Raw genomic sequence first — 16,670 nt, forward strand, 5'->3', positions numbered from 1 at the left:
CATACGTTTTTATATCTCCCCTTTAGGGGTTGGGGTGCGGTTAAAAATGCCATCCCATGATCGCGATCAACGTTATCAGCAACAGGTTGAACATACTGATCGGCAATAAATATTTCCATTCGAGACTCAGCAACTGATCAACGCGCAACCGGGGGAATGTCCACCGGAACCACATGATCAAAAAGATCAGGCAAAATGTTTTGCCCAGGAACCAAAGCGACGAAGGGATGTAATCCATGATTCTGTTAAAATCATCCCAATTACCAATGTGCAACGGCATCCAGCCGCCCAGGAACAAGGTGGCTCCAATGGCACATACTATAAAGATGTTGATGTACTCCGCCAGAAAGAACAAGGCGAATCTCATTCCCGAATATTCAGTATGAAAACCGGCCGTTAATTCCGATTCTGCTTCCGCCAGGTCAAAAGGTGCGCGATTGGTTTCTGCGGTTACAGCTATAATAAAGATCACAAAAGCGATGAGGGCAGGAATATGTCCGCGAAACAACCACCAGCCGGTTTGCTGGGAAGCAATGATGTCAGACACCTGTAAACTGCCAGCCAGTACAACAATGGAAATGATAGACAAGCCCGCGGATAATTCATAACTAACGATCTGGGCCCCGCTGCGCATAGCGCCTAATAGTGAGTATTTATTATTGCTGGCCCAGCCGGCCATCAGTATACCAATTACCGAAACAGAAGATACTGCCGACACATACAACACGCCTATGTTGATATCCCATATTTGAAAACCTTTCGCAAAGGCAATGGGCGCCATGATCAGCATAGCTGCGATCATTACAATAAAAGGGGCCAGGTTGAACAGAAATTTATCGGCGCCATCGGGTGTTAAGCCTTCCTTCATCATCAGTTTTAAGGTATCCGCTGCCGTTTGTAACATGCCTCTCGGGCCTACCCGGTTTGGCCCCAGGCGGATCTGCATGCGGGCGGCCACCTTGCGCTCCATTAATACCAATACCAGGCCCAGCACAGCAAATAAGCCGATCACCAGCAACATCACAATCGCGCACTCCAGTATCAATGCCATGGTGGGGTTGAACGTGCTGTACAACCATTGTTGAATTGAATTGGTTATGGTTTCTAAACTGAACATTGTATATATAGACCCGGTTTTTAGGAACCGAGGTAACTCATACCTCCTATTTAACATCGTACATCCTACTTCCTACTTCATATTTTTTATACCGATTGGCTTCAATCATATTCATATTTTACCTATCAATATCCGGTATCACCAGATCAAGCGTCCCCATGATGGCCATTAAATCCCCAATCTTACAACCCCGGCTCATATGATCCAATGCCGATAAATTTGAAAAACCGGGCGATCTGAATTTGATGCGGTAAGGTGTGGTGCCCCCTTCACTTACGATATATACGCCCAGCTCGCCACGGGCCGTTTCCACGCGCGAATAAAATTCTCCCTTCGGTAGTTTCAATACGGCTTTTGTCTTCGCCTGAAAATCCCCTTCGGGAATATTATCGATCAATTGTTCAATGATGCGCACCGATTGCCGCAATTCTTTTATGCGCACCAGGTAACGGGCATAACTATCGCCGGCTGTTTCAATGATCTCATCAAAATTTACTTTGTCATATACTTCGTATGGATATAACTTCCGGATATCACAGGCTACGCCACTGGCTCTGCCAACGGGGCCGGTGCAACCAAAAGAGATCGCATCTTCTCTTGACAATACCCCAATTCCTTTGGTGCGGTTCTGGAAAATAATGTTGCCGGTTACCAGGTCATCGTATTCATCGATCTTGCTGTTGAATAGTTGTATGAAGTCTTTTACTCTTCGCTGGAAATTCGGATGAATGTCATACATCACGCCACCGGGCACCATATAGTTCATGGTAAGGCGGGTGCCGCAGGTTTCTTCCATAATATCATTAATGGTTTCGCGTTCCCGAAATGCATAAAAGAACGGCGTGAAGGCACCGAGGTCCATAGCCATGGCGCCCCACCACAATTCATGAGAAGCAATACGGGTCAGCTCGTCCATCAGCACGCGGATCACCTGGGCCCGCGGCGGTATTTCCAGCTGCAGCCCTTTTTCAACGCATAACACGCAGCCGTGATTGTTAATGTGGGCCGACAAATAATCCATTCTGCTCGTTACATAAATAAATTGCCGGTAGCTCAGGCTTTCGCACATCTTCTCTATACTGCGATGGATATAACCTAAATGCGGTTCGATCTTTTTAATGGTTTCACCCTCCAGCGTGATCACTAAATGCAATACCCCATGCGTAGCCGGATGCTGCGGCCCTACATTGATCACCAGCCCGGCTCCGGCTTCATCCATCGCTAAGTCCCTTGCTGTGGTTGGGGCTATAGTATTGGAATTAAGTATTTGTGTTTCCCTGTACACGCTGTTTATTTATATTGTCAGAGTTTGATCATATTCACCGGGTCTTCAAAATCTTTTCGCAGCGGATGGCCTTCAAAATCATCTGTCAACACCAACCGCCGCAGGTCGGGGTGATGCAGGAAGCGCACACCGAAGAGGTCAAAAACCTCGCGCTCATGAAATTCTGCTGTTCGCCAGATGTCTGATACCGTTTCTATTTCGGGATGATCACTGGTCAGTTTTACTTTTACCACCAGCACATGCCGGAACACCGTAGAAGTAAAATGATACACCATCATAAAAATACCACCACTACCTTCGTCCGCGGTGTTGCCAGCAGCCGGCGTTTTGCCTGCCGTTGGCCAGTGGATGCAGGTAAGGCAAAACAAATAATCCATCTGCAGCACGCCATTTCGCAACCAATGCGCAACGGGCTTCCAATCGCCGGTTTCAACCTGCACATTCAACCATTCGCCGGTTTCTTCAAAAACCGCTTTAGGTTGAAATTGGGTTATATGTTCTTTCAGCTCGTCTTTTGTCATGACTGCTTTGTTTCTGCCCGTATTTGTTCACGGGTGAGGCCTGCTTTTATTTTCTGTTGCAAGGTGATCAGTGCATGCAACAGGGCTTCCGGCCTGGGCGGACAACCGGGAATGTACACGTCGACCGGGATAATATGATCGGCGCCTTTTACTACAGAATAGGTATTATAAAAGAAGGGACCGCCGCTGATGGCACACGCGCCCATGGCGATCACATATTTTGGATCGGCCATCTGATCGTACAAGCGCTTGAGCACGGGCGCCATTTTATTTACGATGGTGCCGGCGATGATGATCACATCGGCCTGGCGGGGTGTTGCCCGCGCCACTTCAAAACCAAAGCGGGAGAAATCGTATTTCGAAGAAGCCGCCGACATCATTTCAATGCCACAGCAGCTGGTGGCAAACGTGAGCGGCCATAAGGAATTTGCACGAGCCCAGTTAACGATATCATTAAATGAGCTGATAATGAGCCCACCCCCGGGCAGGTTATGCACCTGGCCGGGGAATGCCGTGTTCCCGTTGGATGCGGTATCTATGTCTGTTTTTACGTTGTTTTCCATTGACGGATAGTTTACTCCGTATTTACATCCATTTCAATGCGCCTTTCTTGTGTGCGTATAAAAACCCGGTAAATAATATGAAAAAGAAAATGGCGATCTCAACTAGCGCCATTATGCCAACTTTTTTTACAACAACAGCCCAGGGATAAACAAAGATCAGTTCGACATCAAAGATCAGGAACAGCAGGGCGAATAAATAATACCCTACATTGAATTGATTCCAGGGTGAGCCTTCAGAAGGTATGCCACATTCATAGGGTTGACCTTTTTGCGCATTCACCGATCCTCTTACCAAAAATTTTGATACGAGTATGCCGCCGGCCGAAAACAAAATGGCAGCAATGGTCAATACAAGGAGCGCAACAGGTCCCATATGGCGAATTTGGTAGTTAGCAAATCGGCTGCTGATTCTAAATTTAGGATTTTTATTTCAAATCCAACATTTCCCAGCCGATTTAACCGCCTGCCTTTTTTCACGTTCATGGATGACAGAAACATTCGCATCGTGTGAAGGGATAGCTTTCCATCACCCGGTAGCACCAGGTAATACACAACCTTGATTATTAGCCAATTTGTAAACTGAATTACATTCAGGAATTTTACCATCTGAAAACCGTACCTTAACCGCCTGCCAGCAATGATCTGGGTGAGAGGTTTTGCACTTAAAACGCCAACGAGGAATATTCTTCACTGTTTATACAATCATGAGCACCATTACTATTTATGGCCTCTGCTGATTAATTGACAAACGTGCATCTAACATTCTTTTCTATCTTTCTGCACTTAATCACGACATTTTAGCAACCTGATAATTAAACATTTCCATATTCGTTGGACGGGCGCGCCGCTGGTTAAATTTCTTTTTAGAAAAAAATCACTTCAAACCTGTCACGTTTCGCCATGCTGTTTTGTTTTATTACCGGAAAACGAATTAATACAAAAAATACATACAAAATGGAACAGAGAATTGCATTCGCAGACGCAACAAAAGGTCTATTCGATGGATTGTTTAAAACAGAAATGTACCTCAAAAAATCAGGCCTGGATCTTAAACTGCAGGAGTTGATCAAATACCGTGTATCGCAGATCAATGGCTGTGCTTACTGCCTCGATATGCACCATAAAGAAGCCATCGCCCTGGGTGAAACGGAACAACGGCTGCACTCCCTGGCTGCCTGGAGAGAATGTCCTTATTACAGTGAGAAAGAAAGAGCAGCCCTCGCTTATGCGGAAGCGGTAACCAATTTACACCTGCATGGCATCACAGACGAAATCTTTACCACATTACAACAACATTTCTCCAAAGCTGAAATTGCCGACCTCACCATGGCTATCGCCAATATCAACAACTGGAACCGGATCAATATTGCCTGGAGAACCGTACCCGGTAATTACAAAGTTGGACAATTTAACTAAACCCCTGACACTGTCATGTCGAAACCACCGAAAAAATGGAAAATGGCTATCCTTATTTGGATAGCCATTTATCCCACCGTAACCATCGTTGCCCTGTTATTCGGCAATCATTTTGAAAAAATAGATCCGCTCCCTTTGCGCACACTGGTATCTACAACCATTGTAGTACCGATAGCAGTGTACGCGCTGGTGCCAGCGTTGCAAAAATTATTGAATAACTGGTTAAGCAGATAATTAAACAAAAGATATGAAGCACCTGTTTTTAGCATTACTAATTATATTAACTATGAAAGAAGGATCTTCGCAAACATTTCACAACCCCGAGCTTTTATTCAACCCATCACCTTATGGCTTCTCGCATGTGGCAGTGGTGCCTGGCGGTAGCCAACTGGTGTTTATTGCCGGACAGGGCGGTGAAGAAAATAAGGAAGGAAAACTGAGCGCCGATTTCCGAACCCAGGTGAAACATTCCCTGAACAATATAAAGATCGCCTTACAAACGCAGCAATTATCCATGCAGGCTGTTGTAAAGGTTACCACGCTGGTGGTAGATCATAATGCAGAAAAACTGCAGATCATCATCGAAGAGTTTAAAAAGATCTGGCCCGATAAACAGTTCCCGGTAAATACATTGATACCGGTACCACGGCTGGCTTTGGATAATATGCTCGTGGAAATTGATGCAGTGGCCATCGCTAAATAAAACATATACACACTTGGAAAATTATCAGCACATACTGTTCCCTTACGCCTATAATATCCTGGGAACAACAGAAGACGCAAAGGACGCCATTCAGGATGTTTTGTACAAATTTTTAGCCGGCGGAAAAGAGGACATTGAAGACCCGAAGAATTACCTCATCCGCAGCGTCATCAATCAATCGATTACTATCAAAAACAAAAGAAAAAAGCTGCAACTGGGTGATATGTGGCTGCCCGAACCGGTAGCTACGGAAGAAGCAGACGCCAATATCAAACTCAACGAGATCGTTTCCTATTCGCTGCTGATCCTGCTGGAGCAATTGAATGCAAAGGAACGGGCCGTGTTTATACTAAAAGAAGCCTTTGCCTATTCGCATGAGGAAATTGCCGATACGTTAGCTGTTTCGGTTGAACATTCCCGGAAATTGCTAAGCCGCGCCAAACAGAAGATCGACCAGGTGCATGCACCGGTACCCGCATCCAAAGATGAGACCATTACACCGGCTATTTTGGAGAAATTCATGCATGCCATCAGAAGCCGGGATACTAAAACGCTCGAAAGTGTATTAACAGCGGATATAGCATTCTATGCAGATGGTGGTTCCGCCATTAAAGTATTCGCTAAACAATGCACCGGAATGCAGGAAGTGGCCGATCTGCTGATTTTTGTTTTTCATAGATTCGATAACGGTTATACCTATACAATCGGGGAAATTAATCATCAACCGGCATTATTGTTTTATGATGGAGACGTACTTAAATATTGCCAGATATTTGGCATTGATCCCGAAACAAATAAAATTTTCCAGATCAGCAATATGCTTGATCCTGAAAAGCTGAAGTCGTTTGGCAACGGTTTTGTAGCTTCATAGTGAAAAATACAACACTATGACAATTAACGAGATTGCCAACCGCCTGGTTGAATTATGCCGCAAGGGCGATTTCGAAACCGCCCAAAAAGAGTTGTATGCGCAGGATGTAATTAGCATAGAACCGTACGAAACACCCAACTTTGAGAAAGAAACCAAGGGCCTGCCTGCCATTCTTGAAAAAGGTAAAAAGTTTGAAGGGATGGTAGATACTATGCACAAGCTGGAAGTGAGTGAACCCCTGATCGGCACCAGCGCTTTTGCGTGTACGATGCGCATGGATATGACCATGAAGGATAAACAACGCTACGATATGACGGAGGTTTGTGCGTATGTGGTAAAAGATGGAAAGATCGTGTCGGAACAGTTCTTTATTTAGGCGATGTTATAAAAAGGCTGAAAATACTGATTTCATGTGTGTGGTCATGCTTTTGTGAAGTAAGAGATAATAAGTACGATGTAATAAGCGCACCAAATTCTTATCTTATCTCTTACTTCACTTCCTACCTCATATCCGGGATCATCCACAATTCTGTAATCTTTCATAGGTCTCATTATCTTACCTGATAGAACAAGATCACTACCCCGGAGCTGAAGATCTCGGTTTTTACCAGTTGTAAATTGAGTATGCCGGATAACTCTTTAAACACCGGTTTACCACAACCGATAACGACGGGATGAACCCACATCCTGAACTCATCTACCAGCCCCAGCTTCGTCAATGCCGTTACAATTTTCCCGCTGCCATACACGATCATATCCTTTCCTTCCCGGCGCTTCAATTCAGTGACTTCGTCGCCGAGCTCTCTTTTAGCTATCCGGGCATTATGCCAGCTAACGCTGGTCATGCTTTTTGTGAAAACAACTTTGGGGTAGCTGTTCAACATCGACGCAAAATCAAGGTCTTCCCGCGGACGTATCATGTTTACCGGATTGGTATTCCAGTATTGCGCCATACCCCGGTAAGTAATACCACCCAGTAAAATAGTATCGGCCTTACTCAGTTGTTCTGCCGTTGCCCTGGCCATTTCTTCATTCCAGCTTTTGAAATGCCAGTCCAACCCGCAATCAGACGCCGCCATAAAACCATCCAGCGTCACGTTCATGGATACAATTACTTTTCGCATATCACAATTACTTTATCTGTTATTCAGCTTTGGCATGGGCGCATCACGACAGGTTGAGCCATTTTATCATTACAGCGGCGATCTGCATCGGCCGTTATGCATAAGCTTTTTAATATTTTCCCCATTTTAAATGGTTTGTTAATACAAAATTACCGCTGTTGATCAGGTTTTACAGAGTGTGAAAATGACTTCCTAAAGGGTTGTTCGCGACTTTATAGTTTATTACCTTTAGGCTGCTTGTGTCTTGAGCCTTGCGCCTCGAGCCTTGAGCCTTGTATTACTACAAATTGCTATATCATTATGAAACACGTTAGCATTCTTGTTCCGCATGATTCTGTAATGGCGAGTATTGTTGATCCACGGATCCTTTTTACCGGCGTAAATGATTTTCTGGATGCGGCCGGCCAGCCGCCTGCCTTTAAAGTGCAGTTGGTTGGGCTGACCAAAGAAGTGCAATTGCATAATGGCTGTTTTACGGTTCATGCCGATGTATTGCTCCACGAGGTAAAAAAGACCGATCTCATCCTTGTACCGGCCGTTGGCGGCGACCTGAAAACTGCCATAAAAAAGAATGAAGCTTTTCTGCCCTGGATCGTTGACCGGTACAACCAGGGTGCAGAAGTAGCCAGCCTCTGCATTGGCGCTTTTCTGCTGGCTTCTACCGGATTATTAAATGGAAAAGAATGCTCCAGCCACTGGCGTTATGCCAACGAATTCCGCGAAATGTTCCCCGAAGTAACATTCGTCGATGGCCGTATCGTGACTGAACAACAGGGCATATATTCTAGCGGTGGCGCCACTTCTTACTGGAACCTGCTGTTGCACCTGGTAGAAAAACATGCCGGCCGTGAAATGGCCATCATGGCAGCCAAAGTGTATGCGCTCGAAATAGACCGTAAGACGCAATCCCCGTTCATCATGTTCAATGGTCAGAAAAAACATGAGGACGAACCCATAAAACAAGCCCAGGAATTTATTGAGAAGAATGTGACCGAACGCATTTCTGTTGAAGAGCTGGCCATAAAATATGCCATCGGTAAACGGCATTTTATCAGGCGCTTTAAAAAAGCCACCAACAACACGCCCATTGAATACATACAACGCGTTAAGATCGAAGCGGCCAAGAAGCAGCTGGAGAACAGCCGCAAAAATGTAAATGAAGTAATGTACGATGTAGGTTATACCGACATCAAAGCATTCCGCACCGTTTTCAAAAAGATCACCGGTCTTTCGCCCATTGAATACCGCAACAAATACAACAAAGAAGCTGTGGAGGTTGTCTAACGCGCTTTTTGGGTTGCTTTCAAAATAAATTCAACGATCGGTGTTGGATCAGCCAGGCTGTGCGGATGATGGTTAACGCCTGGTTTATGAATGACAGTGATGTTGCCGCCCAGGGCAAGCACCCGCTTTTCGAAGATCGCCGTGTTTTCGCTCACCGGCACCACATCATCGGCATCACCTACTACATGCAGCATTGGATAACCACCTTTGACGATCTGTTCTACTTTATCAATCGGGTTTCCTTTAAAGGTCAAAGCGGCAGAATCGCTTGTATAACCATAATCTTTTTTAAATATCTCCCACTCTTTGGGGCTTCCTTTACTGATGCCCTTGCCGCCAGGCCAGCTTTTCAGATCCAGCACAGGCGCATCCACATAAACACAGGCCACTTTATCAGGATTTTCGGCCGCCCAGTTGTAAACATATATACCGCCCCGGCTAAATCCTTCCAGGCAAACCTTTTTCGACAGCCCTGCCCGTTTCATGCGTTTGTAAAATTTATTCCAGATCTCAATGGCCGCTGCATTCCCGAAAAGCTCCGCCACATCGCAATACACCAGATGAAATCCATGCTCCAACAACGCAATATCGGTTTGTGGCTCAACACCCCAAAAACGCGCCCGCCATATCCAGGGTTTGCCTTTAGCGGTAAAACGCGGGCTAACTATTTTGGCTTTTCTGCCCTTAAATGAAAAGTCTGCACATACGTAACCATGAAAATCGGAAATGGTGAACCTCGTTTTGAATATCTTGTACGAGGGATCGTACCGTTCGTATATGTTATAACTGACATTTTTCTCGGTGCTGGAAATGCGGATGGGTTTTTGGGCAACAACGGCCATTTGCAGTAACAGGAATACGATAAACAACAACTGGTTGGGCGATATTTTTTTCATACGAAGAGTACCCGCTAAAATACGTCATTTTACCGCATCATTTATTGTTCGCCTGCGATACCATGGTCCTGAACGTAAGGTTCACCCGTGGGGTAGTGATACGTTTGCTTTTAGGCAGGCAATGCAGCCAGTGTGTTTGTGTGGTGCCTTTCATTACAAGCAGGCTGCCATGTTCAAGCATCATGGAGATCACTTCCTTGCTTTGTTTATGTTTGAAAGAAAACTTCCGTTCAGCGCCAAAACTGAAGGAGGCAATGGCGGAATTCTCGCCCAGTGTTTTTTCATCATCGCTGTGCCAGGCCATACCTTCATCGCCGTTATGGTACAGGTTCAATAAACAGGAATTATAGGTTTCACCCGTCTTTTCTTCTACCAGGCGTTTCAGCTCCAGCAATTCCTTTGTCCACTGTAATGCCTGCCGGGTAATTTTCGAATAAGTGTAGTCATAGTTATCATTGCCATACCAGGCCACCTTCCTTTTGGTAATTATATGCCTGCCAAAAATGACGGCTTCATCGTTCTTCCAGTGAATGGTGGTCAACAGTTTTTCCAGGTAATAATCGGCCTGTTCCCGGCTTAACGGTTTGCCATAATAGTTTACCGTACCGTCTTTCGGCAGATAGTTTATTGTTTCGTCTATATGCGCGTTGAATAGATCCATCGAAAATTAATTTTAAATGGCTGAACAAAGTTTCGACGCCTCCCATCCGATCATGGCGTTCTTGCGGGTACAACCCCAATGATAGTTACCAAATTCACCATTGGCTTTTATTACCCGGTGACAGGGGATCAAAAAAGCAACCGGATTACTACCCACGGCAGTACCTACTGCCCGGGAAGCAAGGGGATTGTTCAATTTACTGGCAATACCGGCATAGGTCGACAGTTCTCCCATCGGGATCGTCAGCAACGTCTCCCACACTTTCAGCTGAAAAGGTGTTCCCTTTAAATGAAGCTTTATTTCATGCAGTTTGTTCCAATCCTGCGTGAAAATGAACAGGGCGTTCTGTTGGATTTTGTCCGACAGCTGTTTATAGGTTGCATTGGGAAACTGGTGCTTTAATTTCAGCAGCGCGCTTTCCTGTTCTTCATCCACGAAAGCCATATAGCAAATGCCCTTGTGTGTAGAAGCGATAATGATAGTGCCGAAGGGGCTTTCGGCAAAACTGTAATTGATGGCCAGCTGTTCGCCGCCGTTCTTGAATTCGCCCGGGGTCATGCCTTCTACTTTTATAAACAGGTCGTGCAGGCGGCTGGTACCGGAAAGGCCCGATTCAAAGGCCGCATCCACCAGGGTTGCAGCGGTTCCCTTTTTCAGGATCTGTTTGGCATGCTCCAGGGTCAGGTATTGCAGGAATTGTTTGGGTGTAACGCCCGCCCACTCTTTGAACATCCGCTGGAAATGAAAAGGGCTTACATGTACATGCTCAGCCACCACCTCCAGGGACGGCTGTTCCCTGAAATGTTGCCGGTAGAAGTCGATCGCTTCCGCGATCCGGTTATAGTTTATTTCAGCTTGCTTTTCCATAAACGCGATTGATACCGCAAATCTCCCGAAAGGAACAGGCCGGCGAAACCCGATTCTTGCTCATTTCCAGGCAAAAATGGCTGAGTTTTTGCAAATATTTATCATTTAAATTCATAAAACCGCGCCGTTTGATCTGTTAAAAAATAGTAACTTCCAATGGTTTCGATATAGTTATCCCATTAATATTGAGAACGTTCTTAAAGCAAAAGAAAATAATATACAATATGAAATTCAGCTTATCGGCTTTATTATTGCTCGTTTCTGTGTCCCTGTTCGCACAACAAACGTTGGTGGAAAAATTTCAAAAGATCGGTAATGTAGCACAGGCACAGCAGTTCGTTGATGCCAACCCGGAGATCAAGCCGGCCATTCTGCGTTTGTCCCTTGGCAAAGACTCTACGCTTATCGACAAACGGTTGTTACGGCAAAAGCAGGGTGATATCTTTTCTGTAGGGTATGTGACCTATAAAGTAATTGAAGCGAAAGAAGCGGTTGCTTATCGTGCCAGTTATATTTTCCTCGATGGCAGTTCTTTATCTGTTTCTGAAATTGACAGCCTGAAAAAACTGATCGTGGCAAAAGCCAATGCCGGTACCCCCTGGGAGCAGTTGAGCGATCAGTACACTATGGATGGCAACAAAACAAAAGGCGATACGGACTGGTTTTATGGTGAATTGATGTTCCCCAAGGAATTCCAGGATGCCGTTGCGGCCCATAAAAAAGGTGATATCTTCTTCGTGGATGTATCGGAGCGTGACTGGCATTACATCATCAAAAAAACGCATGATGATCAGGTTACAAAAGATATCGTAGTACTACGCGCGAACGGACGATAAATTACAACCTGTTCTTACTATATTCCTGCCGGCTTATCCTGGTTAACAACCAGTAGCCGGCAGGATTTTTTTTTATCGGAAGGATCAGTTAATTTGCGCTCCCGGCCGGGCACTCCACTTCAACACAGCAAAAATAATTTCCTGCAAAATTTCGTTTATTGTGGCATATCTTCTATGTCACCATGACCTATTTTTAATCTTATTGAACATGCTAATGCTACAAAACAACATGCCCCGATTCAAAAGAAGTATGCTCTCCAGCCTCCTTATCACTGCTACGTTTATCAGTGTGGGGCAAATACCTGCCGACGAAATTCAGAAGATCATTAATAAAGAAGTGGAATTAAAAAGAACCCCCAGCATGGTGGTAGGTACCATAGATGCAGCGGGCAAGCGGCAGGTGGTAAGCGCCGGTTCTATAAGCGATAAAAAACAGCTTACGCCGGATGGCAGCTCCCTGTATGAAATTGGTTCCATCAATAAGGTATTTACTTCCCTGCTGCTGGCTGATATGGTTCTGAAAAAACAGGTGAACCTCGATGATCCCATTTCAAAATACCTTCCCGCATCCGTAACTGTTCCTGTGGTAAAAGACAAACCGATCACCCTGCAACATTTAGCTACGCACAGCGTAGGCTGGCCGCGCATGCCGGATAATTACGATCCGCAGAATCCTGATAATCCCTTTGCCGATTATACCATTGAACAACTGTTTGACTACATCAGCCGGGCGCGGTTTGACTATGCCCCGGGTACCTGGTTCCAATATTCCAACACGGGTTATGCTTTGCTGGGTCACATTCTGTCACAGGTGGCTGGTAAACCTTATGAAACACTGGTAAAAGAAAGGATCTGTGCGCCGCTGGGGCTCACCAACACCACTATGATCGTAACACCGGAGCAAAAGGCCAGGCTGGCGGGAGGCCATTCAGAATATGGAGCACCGGTACAAAGCTGGGACCTGCCTGCCATTGCCGGTACAGGCGGCTTACGTTCCACTGTAAATGATCTGCTCAACTTTGCAGCCGCCAATTTAGGCCATCTTAAAACAGACCTGTATCCCGCCATGCAACTAGCGCATATTCCGCGCATTCGCAAAGGAGACGTTGGCATGGAAGTAACACTCGGTTGGACGCTGGAAAAAGCCAAAGACGGTGATGAATATTTATGGAAAGATGGTACCACCGGTGGCTACAGGGCCATTATCTTATTGAACAGAACGAAAAAAACAGGCGTTGTGATCTTGTCAAACTCGCTGAACCCGATCAATGACATTGCCTATCATATATTATATCCCTCCATTCCGGTGAAGCTTTACCGGTATATCTGGGCATTACACGATGTTATTCTCGAGACCGCTAAAAAGAATGTTGATAAAGCCATTGACGAATACCGCACCATGAAGACTAGTCGCAGTCCCGGCCTTGTCTTTGACGAGAGCCAGCTGAACTATGTAGCCAGTGATCTGCGGCAGGCGAAAAAAATGAGCGCTGCCATCAGGATCCTGGAGTTGAACACCCAGGAATATCCGAATTCATCAACGGCCTTTGAAGCGCTTGGGGAAGCCTATAAAAGGAACGGTAAGAAAAAAGAGGCTATAGAGAACTATGAAAAAGCCGTGCAGCTCGATCCTAAAAATGAACATGCAGCGTATATTTTGAAGAAGCTGAAAGGAGAAACGAAATAATAGTAATAGTACAGTCCATAAATAATAAGGGCCCGGATAAAATTCAGGGCCCTTATTATTGTAAAAGCTGACATTAGATACTTGTAAAGGTTAAAAGGGGTTGGTTAATGGGTACTAACGGCCTGCCGCACCAGATGCTTTTAAATACTTTACATGATAACTTAACCGCTATTGTGCTTTTGCAGCTTGAAACGCACCATACACCGCATCCCGAAAACTTTTATGCAGTTTTACCCGATCGAATGGCACCAGCTGCGTAAACAAAACAGCCGTGAGCTCATTAACAGGATCCACCCAGAACATCGTACTGGCAGCGCCATCCCAGAAAAATTCACCCACTACCCCATTGTTCTCAGCAGCGCTGGCCGGTGGTTGCGTACGCACCGCAAAGTCGATCCCAAAACCAACGCGGCCCTTGCTGGGCAGCCACATGCGCTTTGAAATAGTATCGCTTAAATGATTGGTGGCCATTAATTGCACCGTTTGGGGCTTTAATATGTGAATCTTACCCATGCTTCCTTTCTTTACAAGCATCTGAGCAAACTTCATATAATCATCGAGGGTAGAAATAAGTCCCCAGCCTCCGGGCTTCAACGCCCAGTCTTTTGTATTGACTGCATTGGCCCTGTCATCAGGAACGCGGTTGAGCGTTTTGTCATCACTCCGGTCATACAAGGCCGCGAAACGCGGGCGGTCTTTTTCGGCTATTACATACCGCGTGTCCGTCATTTTCAGCGGATCAAAGATGGTTTCCTGGATGTATTTGTCAAAAGCTTTACCTGATAACTTTTCAACAAGACGGGCCTGTACATCAACACAGGGGCCATAAGCCCATTCATCGCCGGGGTGAAATTGCAGCGGCAGGCTGGCCAGCTTTTTTGACATTTCGTCCAGGTTATGGTTCAGGTTCAGATAATCTGATTTGCGCACCAGCTCTGCCAGCGCGGGGATGTCGTTACCGGCAAAACCCGCTGTATGCCGGGTGATATCACGAATGGTGATGGGGCGTTTTGCCGGTTCCAGTATCAGGTTACCACTGGAGTCAACACCCTTGAATACTTTCATGTCGGCATACTCAGGTAAATATTTTGAGAGCGGATCATCGAGCTGAAAAGCACCTTTGTCATATAACGTCATTAACGCAACGCCTGTTACCGGTTTGGTCATGGAAAAAATGCGTACAATGGTATTGCGATCCATTGGCCGTTTAGACTCCCTATCGGCATAGCCAAACGAATTAAAATACACTTCTTTTCCTTTTTCAAAGATCAGCGCAGAAACACCCGCTATTTTACCCGAGTCTACGAATGCCTGCAAGGTCGTATTGATCCGGCTTTTGACTTCCGCTGTAATTACAGGTGCGGGTTTATCTTTATGCGTAGAAGTAGATAATTGAAAGGCGGTGGCAAGGAACAGCACAGGTAAAATGGCAAGGATCGTTCTTTTCATAGCTATTTTTTTTAATCTTTTGTATGGTGTAAGAACTCCTTAATTTACCGATCTTTCAGCAGATGTATTGATCCTTTTATACCCGAATGTAGTTGTTTTTTTGCAGGCGGTTAAACAACGCTCACTCCCACCAGTGAGAATTATAAATGTTTACCACCGTAGGCTCACCGGGTTTAGGCAGGAACAAAGAAATGTTCATTTCACCCGCCAGTTTCAACAGCCTTTGAATGGGTTCGTTCCAGGCATGTAAGGCCAGGTTGAAGGTGCCCCAGTGTATCGGCATCATCAGTTTTCCTTTTAACGCCAGATGCGCTTTAACCGCATTATCAGGCCCCATATGAATATCGGCCCAGTCTTCGTTATAGGCGCCGGTCTCCAGCATGGTGAGATCAAACGGACCATAGGCTTCACCAATTTCATAAAACCCATCATACCAACCCGAATCGGCGCCGTAGTAAATGTTATGGGTCGCGGTTCTTATGGCAAAGGACGACCACAGGGTCTCAAACCGGTTGAACAAACTTCTGCCGGAAAAATGGCGGGCAGGCAGGGCTGTAATCTCGCAACGGTTGGCGATGGTCACTTTATCCATCCAGTTCATTTCCGTGATCCTTTGTTTTTGTATACCCCATTCCTTCAGGTATTGCCCAACACCAATGGAGCAATAGAACGGAACATCGATGGCCACCAACTGCCGGATCACCTGTTTGTCGAGATGGTCATAATGATCGTGCGAAATGATGATGGCATCCAGCGCAGGCATATTGCTTATGGCCAGCGGCGCTTCATAAAATCTTTTTGGACCGATGCGCATAGAAAAGGAGGCGCGTTTGCTGAAAACCGGATCGGTCAAAATACGCAGGCCATCTATTTCTATTAACAAACTCGAGTGCCCCAGCCAGGTAATGCGCAGGCCCGAAGGCGGCGCTTCCTGGTATAGTAAAAGATCCGTCGTAAAAGGGCCTAAAAGTCTTTTCGGGGTAGTCTCCGCTTTGTTGGTCAGGTACTTCCATAATACGCCGGCTACCGATCCCGTTCCCACCCTGGTTGGAACCGGGTTCAGGAACTTTTTACCTTCTTTTATCGCGGGCTGTAGATACTTCATGACAACGTGTTAAAGTCAACAACAATTGAATGCAGGAACTGTTTTCCCGGTTAGCTTACATACCATACAGCAATTTCTTTATTTTTTGTTGATATTCAATAATGACCTGCATCGGACGCAGGTCAACGGTCTGCCGCCAGGTGAGCACCCGCTGCGAGATTGCCCCGGTACCTGAATTCCCTTACCGTGCCATAAATACACCGGTAAAAAGGTAGTTTTTACAAGTAAATTGCTACATTCACAGCGTTGTTGACCATGTTAACTGCTTTATTGCCGCTTCGTTTG

19 protein-coding genes are annotated in these 16,670 nt (G+C 45.7%); 8 read left to right on the forward strand and 11 right to left on the reverse strand.

Annotated elements, in window-relative coordinates:
* Positions 1-40: 40 nt before the first annotated feature.
* The 5 genes from nuoH to JUB15_RS20665 form a co-directional block, all read right to left on the reverse strand.
* Positions 41-1,117, reverse strand: a complete 1,077-nt coding sequence (gene nuoH / locus JUB15_RS20645; RefSeq protein ID WP_207514546.1) for an NADH-quinone oxidoreductase subunit NuoH — start codon at positions 1,115-1,117, stop codon at positions 41-43.
* A 118-nt stretch (positions 1,118-1,235) separates the two neighbouring features.
* On the reverse strand, positions 1,236-2,336 hold the full coding sequence (locus JUB15_RS20650; protein ID WP_242696446.1) for an NADH-quinone oxidoreductase subunit D: 1,101 nt from the start codon (positions 2,334-2,336) through the stop codon (positions 1,236-1,238).
* 83 nt (positions 2,337-2,419) lie between these two features.
* Positions 2,420-2,923 (reverse strand): NADH-quinone oxidoreductase subunit C, encoded by a 504-nt coding sequence (locus tag JUB15_RS20655; protein ID WP_207514548.1) that lies wholly within the window; start codon positions 2,921-2,923, stop codon positions 2,420-2,422.
* The gene (locus JUB15_RS20660) at positions 2,920-3,486 is read right to left on the reverse strand and encodes an NADH-quinone oxidoreductase subunit B (protein WP_207514549.1); all 567 of its coding nucleotides are present in this window, start codon (positions 3,484-3,486) and stop codon (positions 2,920-2,922) included. Before JUB15_RS20660 ends, JUB15_RS20655 begins: the two co-directional genes overlap by 4 nt.
* 22 nt (positions 3,487-3,508) lie before the next feature.
* Positions 3,509-3,859, reverse strand: coding sequence for an NADH-quinone oxidoreductase subunit A (locus JUB15_RS20665; protein ID WP_207514550.1), 351 nt, complete (start codon positions 3,857-3,859; stop codon positions 3,509-3,511).
* A 581-nt stretch (positions 3,860-4,440) separates the two neighbouring features.
* Between JUB15_RS20665 and JUB15_RS20670 the strand changes: the two genes are divergently transcribed.
* From JUB15_RS20670 to JUB15_RS20690, 5 genes are read left to right on the forward strand one after another with little or no spacing between them, the layout of a single operon-like run.
* Positions 4,441-4,902, forward strand: a complete 462-nt coding sequence (locus JUB15_RS20670) for a carboxymuconolactone decarboxylase family protein (protein ID WP_207514551.1) — start codon at positions 4,441-4,443, stop codon at positions 4,900-4,902.
* A gap of 15 nt (positions 4,903-4,917) precedes the next feature.
* Positions 4,918-5,136 (forward strand): putative antibiotic biosynthesis monooxygenase, encoded by a 219-nt coding sequence (locus JUB15_RS20675; RefSeq protein WP_500778636.1) that lies wholly within the window; start codon positions 4,918-4,920, stop codon positions 5,134-5,136.
* A gap of 52 nt (positions 5,137-5,188) precedes the next feature.
* Entirely contained in the window at positions 5,189-5,605 is a 417-nt protein-coding gene (locus JUB15_RS20680) for a RidA family protein (protein WP_207514553.1), read from the forward strand.
* Between the two features lie 13 nt (positions 5,606-5,618).
* On the forward strand, positions 5,619-6,476 hold the full coding sequence (locus JUB15_RS20685; RefSeq protein WP_242696447.1) for a sigma-70 family RNA polymerase sigma factor: 858 nt from the start codon (positions 5,619-5,621) through the stop codon (positions 6,474-6,476).
* A gap of 16 nt (positions 6,477-6,492) precedes the next feature.
* Positions 6,493-6,852, forward strand: coding sequence for a SnoaL-like domain-containing protein (locus tag JUB15_RS20690; RefSeq protein WP_207514555.1), 360 nt, complete (start codon positions 6,493-6,495; stop codon positions 6,850-6,852).
* A 175-nt stretch (positions 6,853-7,027) separates the two neighbouring features.
* On the opposite strand, the gene JUB15_RS20695 is transcribed toward JUB15_RS20690, so the two are convergent.
* Positions 7,028-7,600, reverse strand: a complete 573-nt coding sequence (locus tag JUB15_RS20695) for a dihydrofolate reductase family protein (protein WP_207514556.1) — start codon at positions 7,598-7,600, stop codon at positions 7,028-7,030.
* 300 nt (positions 7,601-7,900) lie between these two features.
* Between JUB15_RS20695 and JUB15_RS20700 the strand changes: the two genes are divergently transcribed.
* A complete protein-coding gene (locus tag JUB15_RS20700; RefSeq protein WP_207514557.1) occupies positions 7,901-8,884 on the forward strand; it encodes a GlxA family transcriptional regulator in 984 nt (327 codons plus the stop codon).
* Here the strand turns inward: JUB15_RS20700 and JUB15_RS20705 are convergent.
* The 3 genes from JUB15_RS20705 to JUB15_RS20715 are packed head-to-tail and all read right to left on the reverse strand — an operon-like array spanning position 8,881 to position 11,308.
* The gene (locus JUB15_RS20705; protein WP_207514558.1) at positions 8,881-9,780 is read right to left on the reverse strand and encodes an alpha/beta hydrolase family protein; all 900 of its coding nucleotides are present in this window, start codon (positions 9,778-9,780) and stop codon (positions 8,881-8,883) included. The two genes, JUB15_RS20700 and JUB15_RS20705, sit on opposite strands and share 4 nt — an antisense overlap.
* Positions 9,781-9,817: 37 nt before the next feature.
* Positions 9,818-10,441, reverse strand: coding sequence for an alpha-ketoglutarate-dependent dioxygenase AlkB family protein (locus tag JUB15_RS20710; RefSeq protein WP_207514559.1), 624 nt, complete (start codon positions 10,439-10,441; stop codon positions 9,818-9,820).
* A gap of 12 nt (positions 10,442-10,453) precedes the next feature.
* Positions 10,454-11,308: a methylated-DNA--[protein]-cysteine S-methyltransferase gene (locus JUB15_RS20715; protein WP_207514560.1), complete on the reverse strand. Its 855-nt coding sequence runs from the start codon at positions 11,306-11,308 to the stop codon at positions 10,454-10,456.
* 224 nt (positions 11,309-11,532) lie between these two features.
* On the opposite strand from JUB15_RS20715, the gene JUB15_RS20720 reads away from it, so the two are divergent.
* On the forward strand, positions 11,533-12,144 hold the full coding sequence (locus tag JUB15_RS20720) for a peptidylprolyl isomerase (RefSeq protein ID WP_207514561.1): 612 nt from the start codon (positions 11,533-11,535) through the stop codon (positions 12,142-12,144).
* 229 nt (positions 12,145-12,373) lie between these two features.
* Positions 12,374-13,831: a serine hydrolase domain-containing protein gene (locus JUB15_RS20725; RefSeq protein ID WP_207514562.1), complete on the forward strand. Its 1,458-nt coding sequence runs from the start codon at positions 12,374-12,376 to the stop codon at positions 13,829-13,831.
* A gap of 168 nt (positions 13,832-13,999) precedes the next feature.
* Here the strand turns inward: JUB15_RS20725 and JUB15_RS20730 are convergent, their stop codons facing one another.
* Together JUB15_RS20730 and JUB15_RS20735 are read right to left on the reverse strand one after the other, a co-directional pair.
* Positions 14,000-15,280, reverse strand: coding sequence for a serine hydrolase domain-containing protein (locus tag JUB15_RS20730; protein WP_207514563.1), 1,281 nt, complete (start codon positions 15,278-15,280; stop codon positions 14,000-14,002).
* 121 nt (positions 15,281-15,401) lie between these two features.
* Positions 15,402-16,385, reverse strand: a complete 984-nt coding sequence (locus JUB15_RS20735) for an MBL fold metallo-hydrolase (protein ID WP_207514564.1) — start codon at positions 16,383-16,385, stop codon at positions 15,402-15,404.
* Positions 16,386-16,670 lie beyond the last annotated feature (285 nt).

Source organism: Longitalea luteola, from assembly GCF_017356035.1.
GTDB classification, from domain to species: domain Bacteria; phylum Bacteroidota; class Bacteroidia; order Chitinophagales; family Chitinophagaceae; genus Niastella; species Niastella luteola.